Annotated in this window: 15 protein-coding genes and 1 pseudogene; 12 read left to right on the top strand and 4 right to left on the bottom strand. The window is 43.6% G+C overall.

Annotated features, from left to right (window positions below):
- Positions 1 to 36 precede the first annotated feature (36 nt).
- The 7 genes and pseudogenes from C0977_RS08080 to C0977_RS08050 all read left to right on the top strand — a co-directional run bounded on the left by C0977_RS08080 (position 37) and on the right by C0977_RS08050 (position 9,723).
- Positions 37 to 1,452 carry an FAD-binding oxidoreductase gene (locus tag C0977_RS08080; protein ID WP_101913041.1) on the top strand — a complete coding sequence of 472 codons (1,416 nt, stop codon included), beginning with the start codon at positions 37 to 39 and terminating at the stop codon, positions 1,450 to 1,452.
- A 221-nt stretch (positions 1,453 to 1,673) separates the two neighbouring features.
- Positions 1,674 to 3,344: a dihydroxy-acid dehydratase gene (gene ilvD / locus C0977_RS08075; protein WP_101913040.1), complete on the top strand. Its 1,671-nt coding sequence runs from the start codon at positions 1,674 to 1,676 to the stop codon at positions 3,342 to 3,344.
- A 23-nt stretch (positions 3,345 to 3,367) separates the two neighbouring features.
- Complete coding sequence (locus C0977_RS08070) at positions 3,368 to 3,808, top strand: MaoC family dehydratase (protein WP_234987617.1); 441 nt, start codon at positions 3,368 to 3,370, stop codon at positions 3,806 to 3,808.
- An 18-nt stretch (positions 3,809 to 3,826) separates the two neighbouring features.
- Positions 3,827 to 4,969: an acyl-CoA dehydrogenase gene (locus C0977_RS08065; protein WP_101913039.1), complete on the top strand. Its 1,143-nt coding sequence runs from the start codon at positions 3,827 to 3,829 to the stop codon at positions 4,967 to 4,969.
- Positions 4,970 to 5,005: 36 nt separating this feature from the next.
- A pseudogene (locus tag C0977_RS08060) lies at positions 5,006 to 6,283 on the top strand (MFS transporter).
- 307 nt (positions 6,284 to 6,590) lie between these two features.
- Positions 6,591 to 8,162: a histidine kinase gene (locus tag C0977_RS08055; RefSeq protein ID WP_159459050.1), complete on the top strand. Its 1,572-nt coding sequence runs from the start codon at positions 6,591 to 6,593 to the stop codon at positions 8,160 to 8,162.
- A 7-nt stretch (positions 8,163 to 8,169) separates the two neighbouring features.
- On the top strand, positions 8,170 to 9,723 hold the full coding sequence (locus C0977_RS08050; protein ID WP_159459049.1) for a response regulator transcription factor: 1,554 nt from the start codon (positions 8,170 to 8,172) through the stop codon (positions 9,721 to 9,723).
- 336 nt (positions 9,724 to 10,059) lie between these two features.
- Here C0977_RS08050 and C0977_RS08045 read toward each other — a convergent pair whose 3' ends face one another.
- The 3 genes from C0977_RS08045 to C0977_RS08035 all read right to left on the bottom strand — a co-directional run bounded on the left by C0977_RS08045 (position 10,060) and on the right by C0977_RS08035 (position 13,555).
- On the bottom strand, positions 10,060 to 11,262 hold the full coding sequence (locus C0977_RS08045; RefSeq protein ID WP_101913036.1) for an IS256 family transposase: 1,203 nt from the start codon (positions 11,260 to 11,262) through the stop codon (positions 10,060 to 10,062).
- Positions 11,263 to 11,554: 292 nt separating this feature from the next.
- The gene (gene hcp / locus C0977_RS08040) at positions 11,555 to 13,180 is read right to left on the bottom strand and encodes a hydroxylamine reductase (RefSeq protein WP_200814247.1); all 1,626 of its coding nucleotides are present in this window, start codon (positions 13,178 to 13,180) and stop codon (positions 11,555 to 11,557) included.
- Between the two features lie 18 nt (positions 13,181 to 13,198).
- Positions 13,199 to 13,555: a cupin domain-containing protein gene (locus C0977_RS08035; protein WP_101913035.1), complete on the bottom strand. Its 357-nt coding sequence runs from the start codon at positions 13,553 to 13,555 to the stop codon at positions 13,199 to 13,201.
- A gap of 190 nt (positions 13,556 to 13,745) precedes the next feature.
- Between C0977_RS08035 and C0977_RS08030 the strand changes: the two genes are divergently transcribed.
- On the top strand, positions 13,746 to 14,705 hold the full coding sequence (locus C0977_RS08030; protein ID WP_023052673.1) for an L-lactate dehydrogenase: 960 nt from the start codon (positions 13,746 to 13,748) through the stop codon (positions 14,703 to 14,705).
- Between the two features lie 106 nt (positions 14,706 to 14,811).
- Complete coding sequence (locus C0977_RS08025) at positions 14,812 to 16,026, top strand: L,D-transpeptidase family protein (RefSeq protein ID WP_023052660.1); 1,215 nt, start codon at positions 14,812 to 14,814, stop codon at positions 16,024 to 16,026.
- Positions 16,027 to 16,187: 161 nt separating this feature from the next.
- Here C0977_RS08025 and C0977_RS08020 read toward each other — a convergent pair whose 3' ends face one another.
- A complete protein-coding gene (locus C0977_RS08020; RefSeq protein ID WP_101913034.1) occupies positions 16,188 to 17,726 on the bottom strand; it encodes a phosphate--AMP phosphotransferase in 1,539 nt (512 codons plus the stop codon).
- A gap of 220 nt (positions 17,727 to 17,946) precedes the next feature.
- Between C0977_RS08020 and C0977_RS08015 the strand changes: the two genes are divergently transcribed.
- Genes C0977_RS08015 through C0977_RS08005 form a run of 3 tightly spaced genes read left to right on the top strand, consistent with a single transcriptional unit; the run spans position 17,947 to position 21,315 of the window.
- Entirely contained in the window at positions 17,947 to 18,987 is a 1,041-nt protein-coding gene (locus C0977_RS08015) for a CobW family GTP-binding protein (RefSeq protein WP_101913033.1), read from the top strand.
- Between the two features lies 1 nt (position 18,988).
- Positions 18,989 to 20,554, top strand: coding sequence for a permease (locus C0977_RS08010; protein ID WP_101913032.1), 1,566 nt, complete (start codon positions 18,989 to 18,991; stop codon positions 20,552 to 20,554).
- Entirely contained in the window at positions 20,551 to 21,315 is a 765-nt protein-coding gene (locus C0977_RS08005) for a TIGR03943 family putative permease subunit (protein WP_234987616.1), read from the top strand. Before C0977_RS08010 ends, C0977_RS08005 begins: the two co-directional genes overlap by 4 nt.
- Positions 21,316 to 21,415: the final 100 nt, after the last annotated feature.

The following is a 21,415-nucleotide window of genomic DNA, read 5'->3' as shown; positions in this document are numbered from 1 at the left end:
TGTATGAGAATACAATATGAAGGGGAAAAGGATAAAATGAAAAATTATCATGCAGTGGATTCCACAATTATTAAAGAATTAAAAGAGATTGTGGGTGATCATTACGCAGTAAATGATGCTGATCGTTTAGAAGCATATAAAACTGATGAAGAAGCGAATCCTAAATATCATCATTTGCCGGAGGCTGTGGTTTATCCAGAGACAACCGAACAAGTTGCTGCGATTATGAAATTAGCTAATAAATATATTATTCCGGTTACGCCTAGAAGTGGAGGAACAGGGTTAGCAGGAGGAGCGATCCCTGTATTAGGGGGGATCGTTTTAGCTTTTGATCGGATGAATAAAATTTTAAAATTGGATCCTGATAATTTGTTTGTTCGAGTACAAGCTGGAGTTCAGACTATTGATATACAAAATGCAGCTAAAGAAGAAGGCCTAATGTATGCAGGAGATCCATGTAGTGTGGATGCTGGCTGTGAGATTGGTGGTAATGTGTCCACTAATGCAGGAGGAAATAAAGCCGTACGATATGGTACGACAAGACAACAAGTGTATTCCGTTCAGGTTGTAACTGCCGCAGGAGAAATTGTTGAGTTTGGAGCTAGATTAAAGAAAAAAAGCACAGGGTACGCTATGGAGCAATTGATTATTGGGGCGGAAGGGACTTTAGGAATTGTTACGGAAATTACTTTAAAATTGCAACCGCTACCAAAGTATACGTCAGACTTATTGGCTGTATTTACCAATTTAGATAATGCGCTTAGTGTACCCAATAAGATTCTCAAAGAAGGCGTTTGTCCAATGTCTCTGGAGTTTATGGATACGAGTTGTATTCAACTTTGTAAAAAGAACTTAAAAGTTGATTTGCCTGATGCGGATAAAGAGAATGTTGTATATGTCATTATTACAATTGACGGATTAACAGAAGATGAGATTGATCAGAAAATGGAAAAAGTTGACTTAATCTGTTCGCAAATGGGGGCTATAGATATGCTTATGGCAGATCAAGACCGCATTTGGAGAGCACGAAGAGATATAGCGGAGGCTACTAGAATAGAAAGTTTAGTGTTTTATGCAGAAGACATTGTTGTGCCTGTAGATCAAATTAGTGTTCTAATAAAAAAATTAACTGAGTTTGAAAATAAATATTCTATTCGGACAATGACTGCAGCGCATATTGGCGATGGTAATATACATGTACATGCAATGCAATGTGATACGCCGAATGCGATTTGGAATCAGAAACTTGATGATTTTCATAATGATTTGTATCATTTTGTCTATTCTATAGGAGGAAAATTATCAGGAGAACATGGAATAGGATCTAAAAAAATTAAGGAAATGAAATTATTTACAGATCCGATAGAAATGAAATACATGAAGAGAGTAAAAAAAGTATTCGACCCAAATTTAATTCTTAATCCAGGGAAAATATTTTTATTTGAAGAATGAGGCGTCAAATACTATTTTGATTTATTAAATTATAGATAATTATATAAGTGTGCAAAAATATTAAAGTTGATGTCAAAAATTTCTACAGTCAAATAAAATATAAAATGATATTCTTTGATTAAGAAATGAATTTTATTATATGCAAAATACGCATATTAATGATTGTTAAAAATAGCACAAATATTGACGTGGTTTCACACGAATATAAAGGAGATAATTTTATGAGAAGCGAAGTCACAACAAAAGGAATTGAAAGAGCGACACATCGGGCGTTGTATTATTCCATGGGATTCATTCCTGAAGATTTAGAAAAACCGATAGTAGCAGTTGTTAATTCACAAAATGAGGCTATGCCTGGTCATGTTCATTTGGATACAATTGCTAAAGCTGTAAAAGAGGGAATTATTGCAGCCGGTGGCACACCGGTGGAATTCCCTACGATCGCTATTTGTGATGGAATTGCACAAGGTCATTATGGGATGCATTATCCGTTGGCAAGTAGAGAATTGATTGCAGACTCTGTAGAATGTATGGTTAATGCTCATCAATATGATGCCATGGTTATGATTACAAATTGCGATAAAATTACGCCAGGGATGCTTATAGCATCGGTTCGTCTAAATATCCCCACCATTCTTATTAGTGGTGGAGCTATGATCACTGGATGTATTGATGGCAAAAAGATTAATTATACAGATCTTATGGCGGATCAAGGTGACGTGGTTCGGGGAGTTATTACTCGTGAAGAGCTGTCTCGGCGCGAACAAGTCGCTTTACCGGGGTGTGGTGCTTGTAATTTATTGGGAACGGGAAATACCATGAATTATATGACTGAAGCTTTAGGGATGTGCCTACCTGGATCGGATATATTGGCTGGAACGGGTCGACGATTAGCTTTAGCTAAAAGAACTGGTATGAAGATCATGGAACTCTACCGTAATAATATATTACCAAAACAAATTGTTACTAAAGAAGCTATTGAAAATGCAATTGCAGTTGATATGGCGATTGGTGGATCTACCAATACAATATTACATTTGACGGCATTAGCCTATGTGGCTGGGATAGACGATTTCAGTGTTGATTGTTTTAATAAAATGGCAGCAAAGGTACCTCATCTTGTGAAAATCAAACCGGCTACCAACGGATGTTATCCTGCAGATTTTCATAATGCGGGTGGTGTAAAAGCTGTTATGAAAAATTTAGATGCAATGGGACTAATTCATAATGATTTATTAACGGTAACAGGTAATACTGTTGCTGAAAATATAGCTGACGGTCAAGTAGTTGATGACCAAGTCATTCGCAATAGAGATAATGCATACTCTCAGACTGGAGGACTTGAAGTCCTGTATGGAAGTCTTGCTCCGGAAGGCGCAGTTTGTAAGAAAGCGGCAGTTGATCCAGAAATGTTATACCATCAAGGAACGGCGCGCGTGTTTGATCATGAGGAAGAAGCGGTTGAAGCCATTTATGGTGGAAAAATAAAGCCAGGAGATATTGTAGTTATACGCTATGAAGGGCCTAAAGGGGGACCGGGAATGAGAGAAATGCTCACCGCAACAGCCGCAATTGTTGGGATGGGTCTTTCGAAAGAAGTTGGGCTAGTAACAGATGGAAGATTCTCGGGCGCTACATCTGGTGCTTGCGTTGGTCATGTTTCTCCAGAAGCAGCGGAAGGAGGGCCCATTGCGCTTGTAAAGGAAGGAGATCAAATCGAAATCGATCTTAATAACTGTAAGGTGAATCTTTGTATAGATAAAAGAGAATTAGAACGGCGAAGAGAAAAGTGGAAGAGACCCAGCCAGAATTATTTGCAAAAAGGAAGTTATTTAAAGCGGTATTCTAAAATAGTGAAGTCTGCAATGGATGGAGCTGTTTTTGAGGATTAATTTTTATAAAAGGAGGCAGTGCAATGGTAATGCATAGAGAATTTGTTCCAGAACGTGCTTATGAGAGTATTGAAATAGGGGAGACTGCAAGTATTACAAAAACGATTACCGAATCTGATGTAATAAATTATGCGGGGATTATAGGAGATTTTAATCCATTACATGCGAATTCGGAATATGCTAAAACTTCTATGTTTGAAGAACGAATTTGTCATGGTATGCTAACCGCTTCATTTATTTCAACGTTAGTGGGATGTGGTATTCCTGGAAAAAATGGCTTGTATCTCTCCCAAGAAATAAAATTTGTAAAACCTGTAAAAATTGGAGATACAATTACGGCTACAGCAGAAGTAATTGAAAAGATTGATGCAAAACGTAGGATAATTATGAGTACTATTATAAAAAATCAACATGATGAAGTAGTAATTGATGGTAAAGCGGTCGCTATGGTTATGAAAAAATAAAATTTAGGAGGTAAATATATGTCAATATTAAATGAAGAACAGGAAAGTTTAAGAAAGGTTGTTGCTGATTTTGCAGCACAAGAAATAGCACCTAAAGCAGCTGAATGGGATGAAAAAGAAGAGTTCCCCTGGGAAAATATTCACAAAATGGCAGGATTAGGTTTGATGGGAATGCCTGTTCCAGAAGAATTGGGAGGTGCCGGAACCGATACCGTTACTTATATAAGTGCTATTGAAGAGATATCAAAAGCGGATGCATCTACAGGGGCCATAATGGCAGTGCATACTTCAACTGGAATTATGCCTATTCTCTATAATGGTACGAATGAACAGAAGAAGAAATATATACCAGATTTAGCAATGGGGAAAAAAATAGGAGCATTTGCGTTGACGGAACCTAATGCGGGATCTGATGCCGCCGGCGTTCAGACTACAGCACTTTTAAATGGAGACGAATATATTTTAAATGGGAGTAAATGTTTTATTACAAATGGTGGTGAAGCGGATATCTATACGGTTCTTGCGAGTACAGATAAAAGCCAAGGGACCAAGGGAATCACGGCATTCATTGTCGAAAAAGGGATTCCGGGATTTTCTTTTGGAAAAAAGGAACATAAGTTAGGTATCCGGGCATCAGAAACTCGTGAATTAATTTTTCAAGATTGTCATATTCCTAAAGAGAATATACTTGGTGTTGAAGGCAAAGGTTTTTCTAGTGCAATGGTGGTTTTAGATGGGGCTCGTATTGGTATTGCATCTCAAGCGGTAGGTATTGCGCAAGCTGCATATGAAGCTGCTTTGGAGTATTCTAAAATTAGAGTTCAGTTCGGAAAACCAATAGGGAAACAGCAGGTGATTTCATTTATGTTGGCTGATATGGCTGTACAAATTGAAGCTGCTCGGCAATTAGTTAGGCATGCTGCGGAATTAAAGGATAGAGGTTTTTCCTTTTCTAAAGAGGCCGCGATGGCTAAAACTTTTGCTAGTGATATCGCTGTGAAAATTGCTTTAGATGCTATTCAAATTCTTGGTGGATATGGATATACACGTGAATATCCGGTTGAACGTTATTTGCGTGATGCTAAAATCACACAAATATACGAAGGGACTAATCAAATTCAGAGATTAGTTATCTCGCGCTCTATTCTCGGTAAGTTTTAATTTATTATGTGAAAATAAATCGGGAGGGTGGATTTAATGGAAAGTAAAGCATTTGATGAGTTAAAAACGATAAGTAAGCTTCGATGGCGTCTAATTCCACTAGTTATGCTTATGTATATGATATCTATAATGGATCGGGTAAATATAAGCTTTGCCGCATTAGAAATGAATCGTGAATTAGGTATTACTCCAGATGTGTTTGGTTTGATTGCGGGGATATTTTTCTTAGCATATTTTTTCTTTGAAGTTCCGAGTAATGTCCTTATGCATCGATTTGGAGCACGTATTTGGATTTCTAGAATTTTAATTAGCTGAGGCATTGTTACTATTATTACGGCCTTTGCTGATTCGGTTTTCCATTTAGAAATTTTGCGAGTGCTATTAGGGGTTTGTGAAGCAGGATTCTATCCCGCTATGATATTATACTTAACATATTGGTTTCCTGAAAAATATTTTGCCAATACAGTATCCATTTTTATGTGCGGTCAAGCATTAACCAATATTATTACAGGACCTATATCTACTTTTATTCTAGATAATGTAGCATGGTTAGGACTTCCTGGATGGAGATGGCTATTTATAATTGAAGGCATTCCTGCCGTATTGTTGGGAATTGTTGCGTTATTTATTATGATAGATAGACCAGAACAATCTAAGTTCCTAGATAAAGAGGAAAAGGAATGGTTATTAACGACTTTGGCGAAAGAACGTGAAGTAAAAAGTGCGATTGTTCCGACTAATAAATGGAAGGTTTTTCTTGATATAAAAGTTTGGCATTTATCATTTTCCTACCTTTGTTATGTTATTACTTTATATGGTCTTGGATTGTGGATGCCACAAATTATTAAAGCTTTATCTAGCACCTTGACTAATACTTCAGTAGGCTTAATTTCATCTATTCCATATATTTGTGGTGGGATTGCGATGGTTTTAGTTGCTCGACATTCAGACAAAACGATGGAGAGAAGATATCATGTTGCATTACCGATTGCAATTGCTTTCTTTAGCTTGATTGGATTGACGTTAACTCATAATTTATGGCTGTCGGTTGTCCTTTTATGTGTTAGTACGGCTGCTATCTATTGCTTTGTAGGAACTTTTTGGACATTACCTACAATGTTCTTAACTGAAGCTTCTGCTGCCGTTGGCATTGCGATTATTAATTCTGTTGCCAATTTAGGTGGTTTTATTGGACCATATGTTGTAGGATATCTTAAAACGATTACACAATCAGATGTTTTTGGAATGTATTTTTTAGCAACGTTTGCTCTTTTGGCAACAGCATCTGTGTTATTTTTAAAGAAACGATATTAACTTTAATCCGTGCGGAAGGCTACATAATAAATCAAAATACATTATGTGGTCTTCTGCTATTTGTACATGTTGAGTATGGTAGTAATTTTTGTTTATTATAAAAATATTTTGAAGATAGAATTATTTTAATAAAAATTAAATAAATATGTAGTTTTTATATCAGTGGTATAGTATAAAAGCTTTTGGATTTTTGTAATGAGTTGTGAAATCACCAATTAAGAGAAGGAATAGGGGGATACTAAAAATTAATGTAATAATCTCCTAATGAAAGATGCCAAGCAGCATAATATGGGGAGTGATATTATTAATGGAAATTAGGAATAAGATTAGAGAATTTTATAACGTGAAAATTATAAAAGAAGTTACTTTTGTGTGGGGAGAACAGTGTTGGTTACAACTAGATCCAGATGATTCTAAATCTCAACCTATTATTTCTGTCGTTACGGTGTATCCCTTACATGAGCAAATGCCTCATGAACATTTTGGATACCACGAAGTCCTTGTAGGGATTACGGGTACATGTATTCATTGGTGTAACAATAGAAAAATAATATTGGATCAAGGGAAGATTGGATATATTAGCACTAATAGTGTACATCATATCATTAATCCAACTAATTCTTCGGTGGCTTTTATTAGTATTATTTATTCAGATATTCCCCAAACTGTAAATAAAATAGGAGATTTAATAGATATTGACTATTCTAAACTACTTCAGGAGTATAATCTTAATAATCCAATTGATGGGTTTGCTGAATTATTTCATATGAAAAGTGTTATGACTGATGAAAAAGGACATGTTATTGGGAATCGAAAGAATCTGACAACCCTATGCCAATTATGTATTCAAGATAAAGTCGGAAACTGTCCTTTAGTGGATCCTCAAAATATTAAGAATGTGGTTTCTTCGGGTCCTTATCAGTGTCATTTAGGGGTAGCTATTAACCGCGGTCCAATTATCGTAAACGATAAAATTATAGGATATCTTTGTTGCGGTTTTGGACAACTTTCAGATATAACAGATTATCATTACATTCAAAGTCTTAGCGCGAAGATGAGAAAAGCGTATCTAGAACTGCCTTTTTTGTCTCGTAATCACCTTGTTTCTGTTGGAAAAACCATGTCATTCATGACCAATTCTTTGGTTGAACTATTGATTCAGCAGAAAACAGAGAGAGAATTAAAGAAATATAAAGATACGTTAGTTCAAGAAAAGAAGATGCAAACGATGCTTGTTGATTCATTGAAAAAGACAAATATAAAATTTTTAGAATCTCAGGTAAATGTACACTTTTTATTTAATACATTAAATACCATTGCTCAACAAGCCATAATAGATGGAGATGATAAAATTGCCATGTTGACGTATGCATTATCTAATTTATTAAGGCTTAGCTTGGGCAAAGAAAAGTCCTTAGTGAGGGTAGAAGAAGAATTAAAGTATATAAAAGATTATTTATATATCCAACAAACAAGATTTCCAGATCGATTTCGATTTAATTTTAATCTTGATTCCAGAATTCAAGCAATTACTATCCCTCTAATGTCTATATTAGTTTTGGTTGAAAATGCAATTTTACATGGATTTCAGGGAATTGCCTATGAGGGAGTATTATGTGTAAATGGAGTTATTAAAAATGGATGGGCAATTATAGAGGTTATTGATAATGGGAAAGGAATGCCCAAAGAAGAGATGTATCGACTAAAACATTTAGATAAAAAAGCGATAAATCAAAATAATTCTAGTGGACTCGGAATCAATAATATTTATTTTAGACTAAAACATTATTTTGATGGACAGTTTAAATTGGAATTTAATCATCGTACTGGTGGAGGAACTATAGCGAAAATAACAATTCCATATAAAAATAATGAATGAGGGATCCATGTATAAATTAATTGTCGCTGATGATGAGTACATTGTTCATCAATTTATAGAGTATGTTATAAAAAAATATCATTTGCCATTCGAAATTTGTGGCACGGCTAAGAGTGGAGAAGAGACGTTGGCTTTAGTTAAAAAATGTGCCCCGGATTTTATTATTTTAGATATTAATATGCCGGAAATTAATGGTTTAGAGGTAGCCAAAGAGATTCGAAAAATTAACACAGATATAATTATATATATATTAACTGCTTATAAAGAATTTGACTATATACATACAGCTATGCATGTAGATGTAAATGATTATCTTGTTAAGCCTATACGACCATTAGAACTTGTAAAAATTTTGAAGAAAGGCATTACAATCGTTTTGAAAAAAAGAATAGAGCAGTCAAAGAAAAAAAGAGTGGAGCAGCAATTGCAGGAAAAATCCGCAATAGTAATGAACAGGCAATTATTGGAACTGTTAAGAAATGGGGCAGAAGAAAAAGCTGTGTACAATCTTTTTTATAAGATTAGTCATAAAAAAAACTTCTCCCCTATTGCTATTATTGGAGTTGAACCGTGGAATAAGGAAGGTACTAATAAATTTAATGATATTAAAGATCTCAAACTATCTATATTGAAAAAATATGGGATCATATTGATGGACGAGTATAGGATTTTTATATTTTCAGAACGCTGGAATTTGGACATTCTAAAAACATTGAATGATAGTCTTATAAAAGACGAAAAAACATATGACATACATTTTTGTACTGCGGTGATCTTTATAGATAAAAACAAATCCATTTTTGATAGTTATCATCAATTGCAAGATAGGATTGATTTTAATTTATTTTGGCGGAAACCTCATAATCTCTCATACCTTAGTAAGAGCGAACAAAAAGATAAGGAGATAGCATTTGATAGTATATTTCGATTAATTGATAAAGCTGTTAAGGAATATGATGTGATACAGGCTAATAATATTGTTAAGCAATTATTTAATGAGATGGAAGACCTCGAGTATAAGCCAGGCTTGGCTAAATTAATAATTATTCGATTGGGGAGTGCATTAATTGATGGATATGGAGAATATATAGAAGATAACGAAAAAATAAGTTATAGAAAACGTTTTGTTTATAGAATTAACGAAGCTAATTTTGTAGAGGTATTATTTGATGAGATTTATATTATAATAAATAGTATTATATCTAAATTGTCTATGACTCAAAATAATGCAGAACAAATTGTTGGATTAGCGATGACTTATATTAATAATAATTATCGAAATAACATCACTTTAGAAGGGGTTGCAAAGAAATATTTTGTGAGTAGCGCGTATCTTAGTAGGATTTTCAAGAAATATGTAGGAAAACGATTTGTAGAATATCTAACAGAAGTTCGAATGAAAGAGGCAAAAATATTATTAGAGAAAGATAAATTTACGGTAACCGAAATAGCTCATCAAGTTGGTTTTAATGATACAAGTTATTTTAGTACAGTTTTTAAGAAATATTATACATGTACCCCTAGTGAATTAATTAACCTTAAAAAAAGAGATAGGAAGTAAGAAAAAAACATAATATATGCTAATTTGATGTATGTGAATAATATGAAGATAAATTAAATAATTGTAATTTATTATGATTTTTCTAAAATTATATAATGTTTTAAAATATTATCACCCAATCGGAAAGTGAGAAGCTTTAATTGATAAATTAATAGTTTGAGAGATAAAATGACTGAGAAGAGATAAATTTATCGGAATATTTGTAGATGATATTGATTGTTAAAATAAGATTGAGAATTAATTATCGATCGTTTTTTAATTGTTAGCAAAAAAATAATTAAGAGATAGTGTCAATAATCTTTCGCAAATTCATTTTCAGCCACCGGTGTACCATAGTTAACTGGTTGCAGACTGATCGTCAACCTTGCGCTGGAGTTCCAGATCAAACAGGTGATTCATGTTGAGATACCGCTTGGATCCCCATTCCGACGCTGCTACATGGCGCAGTCGGGCACAGACTAGCATCAAAGCACTTTGACCATCAGGGAATGCTCCAATCGCTTTTGTTCGGCGTTTGATCTCCCTGTTGACGCGTTCAGTGGTGTTGTTGGTCCGGATCCGGTTCCAGTGTTCCGTTGGATAGTCCATATATGTGAGCGTCTCTTCGATGCTTTCCTCCACTTTCCGGGCGGCAGCGGACAGCTTCATTTCGCGGAGTTGCTGTGCTGCAGAAGCTGCTTTTTCTCTGGCAGCCTTTTTGCTTTCCTGGGCATGGATGGCTTTCAGCATCATTGCGACGGTTCGCATCTTTGTTCTTGGTGTAACGGTGAATACATTTCGGTAGAAATGTACTGTACAGCGCTGATAGCGGGCTTCCGGAAAGACTTCAGGAATACTCTCGAGCATTCCAAGACACTTATCTCCAATGATGAGACGAACCCCTTTAAGCCCACGCTCTTTCAACCATACAAAGAAGTTTTTCCAGCTTTCGTGATCTTCTTTCATACCTTCAGCAGCTCCAAGGATTTCGCGATACCCTTCATTGTTCACACCGATGGCCACAAGGACAGCGACATTCTGGATTTCTCCGCCCCAGCTGCGTTTAAAGTAAACACCGTCAACGTAAACGTAAGGGTACTCCTCAGTAAGGGGACGAGAACGCCATTCCTCAATGTGTTCATATGCTTTCTTATTGAGGTTGCTGATGGTTCCGGGGGACACTTTGCTTCCCCAGAGTGCTTCCGTGATGTCTTCAACACGACGAACGGAGACGCCGGCCAGGTACATCTCAATCAGGGCTTCTTCGACGGAACATTCGCGACGCTTGTAACGTTCGATGATAGCGGTTTCAAACTGAATGCCCTTGAGTTTGGGAACTCTGCGCATCACATCACCGGATGTGGTGGAGAAATTTCTCTCATAATGACCGGAGCGGTAGCCCTTCCGTTCACCGGAACGCCCGTATTTACCAGCGTTCACAAGCTCATCAGCCTCATGATCAAGCAGAGCATTGAGGGTTTCCTCGACGCTGCTGCGCACCAGATCTTTGAGATTGTTCTTTATCAGATCCTCATTGAGCTGTATAATGTTATCAGACATAGCTAGTGCCTCCTCGGTGGGTTTTGTTTGGTAACTTAATTTTACCGACGGCAATAGACTATGTCTATTTTTTATGAAATTGAATTTGCGAAACTTATTATACCTTATCAATTAAGAGTATTCGTAGTATAAAATTTATTGGTTAGTATATTTAAGATTATAAAAATAGATTTAAACGTATTTCTAAGTAATTCTTTATTAAATAGATAGAGAAAAAATAGATAGAGAAAAATTAGCCTAAAGGCCATCTCTGGCTTTAGGCTAATCTTATGATATCTCATATGTTTTTAATTTATCCTAAGATTTTCTTCAAGTCTTCTTCCGGTGTGCTGAGCGGGCTGATGTTGTAGTTTTCTACGAGGTAGTTCAGCACATTGGGAGATACGAAGGCGGGAAGTGTAGGTCCGAGGTAGATGTTCTTGATGCCCAAGTAGAGGAGCGTCAGGAGAATACAGACGGCTTTCTGTTCATACCAAGAGAGGACGAGGCTGAGGGGCAGTTCGTTTACGCCGCATTCGAAGGCTTCCGCAAGGGCAAGAGCCACTTTGATAGCGCTGAAGGCGTCGTTACACTGGCCCATATCCATGATGCGGGGGAGTCCGCCGATGGTGCCGAGATCCAGGTCGTTGAAGCGGTATTTACCGCAGGCCAAGGCGAGGATAACGGAGTCTTGAGGCGCTTTCTGCACGAATTCGGTGTAATAGTTACGACCCGGACGGGCGCCGTCGCAGCCGCCGACGAGGAAGAAGTGTTTGATGGCGCCGGCTTTAACGGCGTCGATAACTTTATCGGCGACACCGAGAACGGTACCGTGGCCAAAGCCCGTCATGACCGTTTTGCCGCCGTTGATGCCGGTCATTTCATGATCTTCCGCATAGCCGCCGAGTTCGAGAGCTTTGTTGATAACTGGCGTGAAGTCTTTATTGTCATCAATATGCACGAGACCGGGGAAGGAGACGACTTCCGTAGTGAAGACGCGGTCGCTGTACGATTTGCGCGGCGGCATCAGACAGTTCGTCGTAAAGAGGAAGGCTGCCGGCACATTGTCGAATTCCTTTTGTTGGTTCTGCCAGGCGGTGCCGAAGTTGCCTTTGAGGTGTTTATATTTCTTCAATTCAGGATAGCCGTGGGCTGGTAACATTTCCCCGTGCGTATAAATGTTGACGCCTTTGCCTTCTGTCTGTTTCAGAAGCAATTCGAGGTCTTTCAAATCGTGGCCGGTCACGACGATGAACGGTCCTTTTTCAATTGTCAGGGGAACAGTCGTCGGCGTCGGCGTGCCGTATGTCGTCGTGTTGGCGCGATCGAGCATTTCCATGCAGGCGAAGTTGGCTTTACCTGTTTCCAGTACGATCGGCAAGAGTTCATCCATGCCCCAGTCTTCGCCGAGCGCGTGGAGTCCTTTGACGAAGAACTGATTTACTTCATCGCTGGAGTGACCGAGCATCAGCGCGTGATATGCGTAGGCAGCCATGCCGCGCATGCCGAAAAGGATCAGGGATTTCAATGAACGAACGTCTTCGTTGCCGCTCCATACTTGCTGGATGTTGTAGTTGGCGGCGGCTTTGTCTGCCGCGGAAGAGCCGCCGAAAAGCTTGCGCACTTTGTCGAAAGCGCCTTCGTTGCCGGCAATGAGCGCCGCCTTTTCGGCGTTGACTTTATCGGTCATGGCCTGAATCGTGTCGACGTTAAAGTCAACGTTGGTGATTGTCGTGAACAGACCTTCCAAGATGACACGGTACGTGTGCGCCGTGGCCGGAACTGATTGACAGGTACGGGCAAGACCGATCAGGGCGCCGGTCAATTCGTCCTGCAAGTTTGCTGCCGCCGACGATTTGCCGCAGACTCCTGTGCCGCCTGTACAGCCTGTACCGCCCATTGTTTGTTCACATTGAAAGCAAAACATTTTCTGATCCATGAAAATACCTCCTAAGCTTTAATTAATTTCCTGTTTATGAGGAAAGACGACAGTAAGAAGCATCTTGAAGTCATTTAAGGCAAAAACGGCGTGAGGCTGTTCTGCCGGCATGACCAGAGACTGACCGCTTTCTACTGTATAGTCTACACCGCTGATCGTTATTTTTCCAGTCCCTTCAAGAACGGTGACCAGGGCGTCGCCTTTTGATTCGTGCGTGCTGATTTCTTCTCCTTTGGAAAAGGCGAAGAGCGTCAGGCTGACGGCGTCATTCTGCGCCAGCGTCCGGCTGACGACTTGTCCCGGCACGACGGTTACAAGACTGGCCAAGGCCAGAACTTTTTTGTGCTCCATATTCTTGATCTGCACTTCTGCCATAGAAAACCCTCCTTACTGGAAATTTCGTAAACTTTCGTCGTTTTACTTCTTCAGTATACGGTGAATTGTCGAACCCGTCTGTTGTATATACAACGGTAAAATCTTTTTTACGATCTTTTGCATCACCTCTGTTTCGGCAGCCGGTTATGTTATAATAAAATCAGAATGATAATTAAGAGGAGGATTTGTAATGATGCAGACACGTAAAGTGGTGATTATAGGGGCCGGGCACGTCGGTTCCCATGTGGCGCTGGCTCTGCTCCAGGCAGGCCAGGCTAATGATATCGTGTTGATTGATAAGGATCGGGAAAAGGCATTTGGACAGGCTCTTGACCTGGATGATGCTGTCAGCGGCAGCCTTTGCGGCCGCGACACGCAGGTCCGCGCCGGCGAATACGGCGAGCTTCAAGATGCCGATGTGCTGGTTATGGCTTTCGGCAGAAGCCGCCGTCCCGGTGAGACACGGCTGGATATGTTTGATGACTCCATTCGTATGGCCAATGACGTTATCGGCGAGTTAAAAAAGGTTGATTTCCGGGGGATCATGGTCAGCATTTCCAACCCTGCCGATATTATTTGCGAGTATATTCGTCGGCGCATGGGCTGGCAGCGGAATCGGTGTTTTTGCACCGGTACGAGTTTGGAAACGTACCGGCTGCTGCGGGTCATTGCCGGGGAAACCGGGGTCTCCCGCCGTTCGATTCAGGGATTTTGCATGGGCGAACATGGCAACTCGAGCTTTGTCGTATGGTCTCGCGTCTTGATCAACGGCAAATCGTATTTGGAGCTGCGGAAAGAACGGGCGGCGTTGGCAGCGACGACGCTCGACGCGTTGCAGCGTTCCGTAAAACAGGCCGGTGATGTGGAAGTAGATGGTAAGGGGTGCACGGAATTCGGCATTGCCAACGTGGCCTGTATGTTGATTACGGCGATATTCCAGGATCAGAAGTTGGTTTGGCCTTGTTCGACGGCGTTGGATGGCGAATACGGAGAACGCAATGTCGCCGCCGGCGTTCCCTGCATTATCGGCAAAAACGGCATGGAAGGCGTTTTGGAAATGGAATTGACGGAGTCGGAACAGCGGCAATTTCATGATTCCTGCGATGTTTTGCGCAGTTTCCTCGACCGCGCCGAAGCGTTGCCGCATTAAAAACGATACCTTTGGAGAAGCGCGTGACGGCAGCTTTTTCGTTGCCGTACCGTTAGATTTATATTATCGATGATAAACAGTTTACTATCAGAGTTGGAGATTGAAAATGAATAGGAGAAAACGATCCCTTTTTGCCCGGCGCCGCAGTTTTTTGATTGCCGCTCTGGCCGCATTGACTGTCGGAACGGCTGTGGCTGCAACGCCGGCGGCGACGGTTGCGCCAGCGGCGAAAGCTGCACCTGTTGCCAGTGTTTCCATTCATGCCGATAATCCTGCGACTGCGCCGGCAACGGTGCGGAAGCAGTCGCAGGAAAAGAAGATAGTCCTGAATCTGGCAAGTCGGATGTTAACGCTTTATGAGGGGAAGGTGAAGATTCGCATGTATCCCGTAGGCGTCGGCAAGTATGCGACGCCTACGCCGATCGGGTATTATTCCGTGCAGGTGAAAGAAGTGAATCCGACATGGATTGATCCCGACAGCCGGACGGAGATTGAATCGGGGCCGACAAACCCCCTGGGGTACCGCTGGATGGGAATACACGGAAATTACGGGATTCACGGGACTAATCGGCCGGAGTCCATTGGCGGCTACGTATCTAACGGCTGTATTCGTCTCCTGGAAAAGGATATAGAAGACCTGTACGACCACACGCCGGTAGGGACGCCGGTAGAAATTTTTTATGATCGCATCGTCATTGACAGCGCGCCTGATCATACGGTGTCTTATTACATTTACCCCGACGGTTACGAGCGGCAGCCATTGGAGGTGGAGGCCGTGAAAAAGGCGTTAGCCGGCTACGGTGTGGATAATTTCGAATCGGCTGAAGCTATTCAGGCGAAAATCGCCGCTTCCGACGGCAAGCCGACGTATGTTGCTAAAGCCTATGATCTTTTGGTGAACGGCCGGAAGCTGCCGCTTCGCGCTTTGGGCAAGAACGGCAAGGTCTATTTGCCGGCCGTTGCCGTTGCGACAGCTCTGCGGGCCAATTTAACCTGGAACGCTGCTGAGAAGATGTTGACGGGCCCTTATGCCGCAGTGCCGGGGAGCGTGCACAGCGATGTCGTTTATGTCGAAGCGGCTGATGCCAAATGCATGTTCCATCTTGACGGCGGATTGACGCCGGAATTGACCTATTCCCTGATGTCGATCAAGGAGGCGGTGTCGCCGGCGCCGGCAGCCGGGCAAGAGGCCGGTAAGGTCCGCGATAAAATGCCGGTAAAGGAAACGGTCAAAGCCCCGGTTAACGATACCGTAAAGGAGAAGACGAAGCGCATCGATTTGAAAGAGAAAATACAGCAGAAGGGCGCGGAAAAAGCGTAGTATCTGCATCGCCGGTTACGGCGTCGCGAGGCGATAGAGGCGTCGTGCCGGCACAAGACGGCTAGACAGCGAGACGAGTGCGCGCATGACCGGCAAAGATAACGAAGGGGCTCCCGTTTTCGGAAGCCCCTTCGTTGCGGTTGTTACCGATAATGGCGGTCTTACGTGCCGATCGTTTCATATTCGTTCCAGAGATTTTTCCAGTTAAACTCTTTCGCATGGTTTTCTTCGTAGCTGCGCAGTTTCCGTTCGCTTTGCGTGACAAAGGTATGGAGAACTTTCAGACGGGCATGGTATTTGACGTTTCCCTCTACGATTATCCACGGCGCCGTCGATGTCGATGTGCGGTAAAACATTTCCTGATAAGCATCGTTGTACAGATCCCATTTATCGCGATTGCGCCAATCTTCGTCGGTGATTTTCCATTGCTTTTCCGGTGTATTTTGCCGATCGTTGAAGCGGCGCAGCTGCTCTTCGCTATCGATAACCAGGAAAAATTTCATAAAGTTGACGCCAATGTGCTTTAAGAACCGTTCCATGGCGTTGATCTCTTCGTAGGCGCGCCGCCATTCGCGGGGAGCGGCCAGCCTTTCCACGCGTTCGACCATGACGCGGCCGTACCAGGAACGGTCAAATATCGTGATTTTTCCCGGTTCCGGTATTTTCGTCATGAAGCGCCGCAGATAGTGAAAACTTAATTCTTCCGCCGTCGGCGCCGCCGTGGTAGCGATCGTATAGCTGCGCGGATCGATTTCCTTTGTCAGCCGTTTGATGCTGCCGCCTTTGCCGGCGGCGTCCATGCCTTCAAAGACACAGATCGTCGGGATATGGCAAATATACATCATATATGCAAGACGACGGGCTTTTTCCTGCAGCTCTTTCAAGCGTTGCCGGTAGTCCTGTTCTGCAACTTCCAGCGTCAGGTTCGCTGGGAAGGCGCTGGGATAGGACGCGATTTCGGCCGTCGTTTTTTCTTCCCGCGATGCGGCATTCAGCGCCTGCAGGCTGCGGAAGGCGTCAAGGCCGGCTGTCAGCTCGTCTTTGACGATGGACATGGCTGCGCGGCAGCCGTCTTTCATATCATCCATCGCAATCATGTGCCATTGGCTGTAAAGGCGGTTTGTGCGGCTGATAATTTCGGCGAAGTGATCGGCGAAGTCGGCGTATCGCTTTTCCTGGTCATAATCCAGCGTCGACAGGATTTCTTTTTTAAATTCCGTCTTTTCAATGGCGCGGATCCGATTTTTCTGTTCGTCGTGACTGATTTGGAGAAACAGCTTGATCACGATCATGCCGTCATCGGTAAGCATGCGAATAAAAGCCGTCAAGTCTTCGAGCCGTCCGTCCAGCGTTTTTTCGGAAATCTCCGGATTGTGGAGAATGCCGTTGTAAATAGAGCGGTCGAAGATGGTAATATGTCCCTTGCGCGGCAGGGCGGCCCAGAACGAACGGAAAAGCCGGTGGCTGTGTTTGGCTTCCCAGTGAGAAGGCATCTCCACGACTTCATAATACCGAGGATCCAATTCCTGCGTCAATCGCGAGATCACTTCGCCTTTGCCGGAATTTTCCCAGCCGTCGATGAGGATGCAGACCGATCCCTTTTCGGCGATAATGCTGCGCTGTAAGACGGCCAATTCTTCTCCCAATACGGCCAGACTTTTTTTCTCCTTTCTGGAAAGTTCTTTTATATAGGTACTCATTGCGTCACCTCCGCTGCGAAAATAAAACGGGTCAACTGTTCTTACTTAATATAATTGGCTGTAAAGCGGTAAAGTCCTTTTTCTGGAGCAAACAAATGAATAAAGAAACATATAAATGAGATAAATTATTAAAATAAATTTAATTTTTCACCTCTTTAAAATCCGTTTAAATACTGCTATCATGTAGTGATTGGAAGATATTATAAAGGAGAAATAAGGAATGAAAATACCAGTAATTATCATTTCCGGCTTTTTAGGAACGGGAAAAACAACATTTATCCGGCAGCTTTTAACGGAATTCGGCAATACGGAACGGATTATGGTCATTGAAAACGATTTCGGTACCGTTAATTTCGATGCCGCAGTATTGGCCAATGACGGTATTCGCATACAGGAGCTGACGTCGGGCTGTATTTGCTGCAGTCTTGCCGGCGATTTTCGCAGCTCGCTGCGGCAGGTGCTCTGCAAGGCCGATGTCGACCTGATCATCATCGAACCGTCCGGCGTTGCCAAGCTTTCTGATATTATAGCTATTTGCGACAGCGAGGAACTGAGGGACAAATTGCTCCTCGTCCGCGCCGTTACGATTGCCGACGGGCAGCAGAGCTTGCTTTATCTGCGGAATTTCGGGGAATTTTTTACCGATCAGATCGTCAACGGCGATGCAATTTTTATCAGTCATACCGATGAAGATAAAAAGCGGACGGAAAGGACGCTGGCGGCAATTGGCGAACTGAATTCGGTGGCGCCGGTTTATACGCAGCCTTGGAGCGAGTTGAATCTGAGGGAGTTGCTTTTGACGCGGCGAAAGACGGCTGACGGCGTCGTCGCACCCGATTCGGACGGACATGGCCGGTTGGAACAGACACACGACGGCAGTCACGATCACCATGATCACGGCCACGATCACCACGGCCACGATCACCACGACCACCATGACCACGACCACCATGATCACGATCACCACGGCCATGATCATCATCACCACGGTGCCGCCGATGTTTTTACGGCTGTTACTGTCGACGTTTCCCGGCAGCGCCCGGTAGATGATTGGAAAGAGCTGGCAGCAGTCACGCTCGACGGCGCTTACGGTACGGTCTTGCGGCTGAAAGGGGTGGCGGCCGTGCCGTCAGGCGCCGTGATCCTTCAATACAGCGGCGGCCCCGTCCGTTTGGACGAAACGACGCTGGAGCCGTCGACGTTGACGATCATCGGCTCCCATTTACAGGAGGGAGCCCTCAAAGCGTTGTGGGAGGCGTAAGATGAAACGAATTCCCGTGTATATTGTTACCGGTTTTCTCAGTACCGGTAAGACGCGTTTCATCAATCACGTTTTACCGTGGCGCGAGACGACGGCCGGTGTCGTTTTGATGGAAGAGGGAATGACGGCGCCGGCTTGCGATCATGTGCTGACCGTACCGTTGGCGGCTGACGGAAATATACGCGGCATCGCTTATTTGCTGCGCCGTTATTTGCGAGAACATCCTGTCGGCGAGCTTTGGGTAGAGTGGAACGGCATGGTGCCTTTCCGCCTGGCGGAGGCGCTCTTTTTTCATCGTGATCTGCGGAATCTCATCGAGATAAAGACCGTTTTTTTCGTTACGACGGCGGCATTTTGCCTGCACCGATTGGGCAAGACCGGTACTGCCGTTGTCAGTCAGCTTCGCAATGCCGATAAAGTCGTTATGTTCGAGCCGCCGGCGCTGACGGAGGGGGAAACGGTGCATGCTGCCGGGCATATTGTAAAAACCCTGCGTCCCGATATAGGGATAACATGTTTCGGAGAGTTGTCGTCGGCGCAGCGGACGAACCGACTTTGCCGGCCTGTGAGGAAGACATCGCTGGTCCGGTTTTTCGTGCTTTTTCTCTGTCTTGCCGGTCTCTACGGCTTTTTTGCGACAGCCGGCGATCCTGATTACGATTCGCTCAATACGGTTTTGACGTATTCTATGGCGACGCTGCTTCAAGGACTGCCGTTTCTCGTGCTGGGAATTCTGTGTTCATCGGCCTTGCAGCTCTTTTTGTCGGCCTCTTTCATCGAAACCTTTTTAAGAGGAAATCTCTTGCAGGGCATGGTCAGCGCATTGGTTGGCGCAGTTCTCTTTCCCGTCTGTGACTGTGCGGCCATTCCTGTTTTTCGCGGACTCGTGAGCCGCAAGGTGCCGGTGCCGACGGCCATGCTTTTTATGCTGGCAGGGCCGCTGCTCAATCCGATCGTCATTTTATCGACGTACTATGCATTTATGGGCGTAAACAGCGTCGTCCTGGCCCGGCTCGTCCTCGGAACGGTTGCGGCCGTCACCGTCAGTCTCTCTTTTCTCGGCTACAAAGGCTTGGAGCGGGAGGATTTCCGGCAGCAGGTTCCGCTGGAATTTTGCGGCTTTGACGCGACTTCCGGCGCGCCATACGGCAAGGGCATGCAGTTTCTGCTTCACGCGCGGAGCGACTTTTTCCGCATGGCGCCGTATTTGCTTATCGGCACCGTCTTGTCGTCGCTGTTTCAGGTATACGGCGAAGGGGCTTTTTTCCTCTACGACTTGCAGGAACATGTGCCGGTGGCGATTGTGCTGCTTTTGGCATTGGCCTTTCTCTTGTCCCTCTGTTCGACGTCAGACGCGATGATTGCCCGCAACCTGAGTACCCGTGTGCCGCTGCCGGCGGTCATGGGATTCCTGATCATGGGACCCATGTTGGATGTGAAGAACTTTCTCATCCTTTCAGCGCTCTTTCCGAAAGCCTTCGTCTACAGGCTGACGGCGACGATCATTTTTGTTTCTTTTGTTATGGCTTGGCTTTATGCGCTTTTATGGGGAGGCGGATCCCTTTGATACGCTATACATCGGTCAACTTACAGGCGCTGCTGGAAGGCGTCAGCTTTCTGGCGGCCGGCGGCGTAACGGCGGCCATGCTGGCAACGGGACGCTACCTTTCCTTTGTCGCGCCGCGCCTCTTCCCCTGTCTGTGCCTGATGGCGGCCGTCATGACCGTCTGGGGGGGCGTATCGTTGAGACAGATGGGCCGGCCCGTTTATCGTTTTTCCTATGGTCATTGTCTGACGCTGCTTATTCCCGTACTCCTTTTCGCCGGTCCCCTGTTGCTGGGTACGGCGTATTCGCCTGGTATCGGCGCCGTAAGCGCGGCTGCCGCGGAGACGGCGGACGACGTGGCGGAGAAGCCCTACGGGATTGATTTTGATGCCGATCACGGTAGCGGCATCGACAACGAGGGCAAGCGGATCATCTTAACGACGGCAAATTATTATTCCGTCATTCTCACGTTGACGAAGGATATCAAGGCCTATGAAGGCTATGATATCTATATGATCGGATTCGTTTCCTACTCTGACGGTCGTCTTAAAGACAACAGTTTCGTTCTGGCCCGGTATCTCATGTTCTGCTGTGTCAACGACCTGTCGCCGTTTGGGTTGGATTGCCTGTACACGGGCAATAAACGTTGGCCTGAAAATCAGTGGGTCGCCGTCAAAGGAACGGTTACGAGCCGGACATACCATAGCAGGCCGCAGCCGACGATTCAAGTGGAAAAAATTGTGCCGGCCAAAAGGGTACCGGGCTATGTGTACCCGCAATAAAGCGCGGGCAGGCGTCCCGCTGCCGGTCCGGACCGCGTTTGCGAAGGGGCGGCAGTTGCTCTTTTTACTGGTCTTATGCCGGCTATGTGTGATATGATTG

The organism is Megasphaera vaginalis (ex Bordigoni et al. 2020) (genome assembly GCF_900240295.1).
Lineage (GTDB): Bacteria > Bacillota > Negativicutes > Veillonellales > Megasphaeraceae > Megasphaera > Megasphaera vaginalis.
Note: the sequence above shows the minus strand (reverse complement) of the source record. Positions and strands in the feature narration are given on the sequence as shown.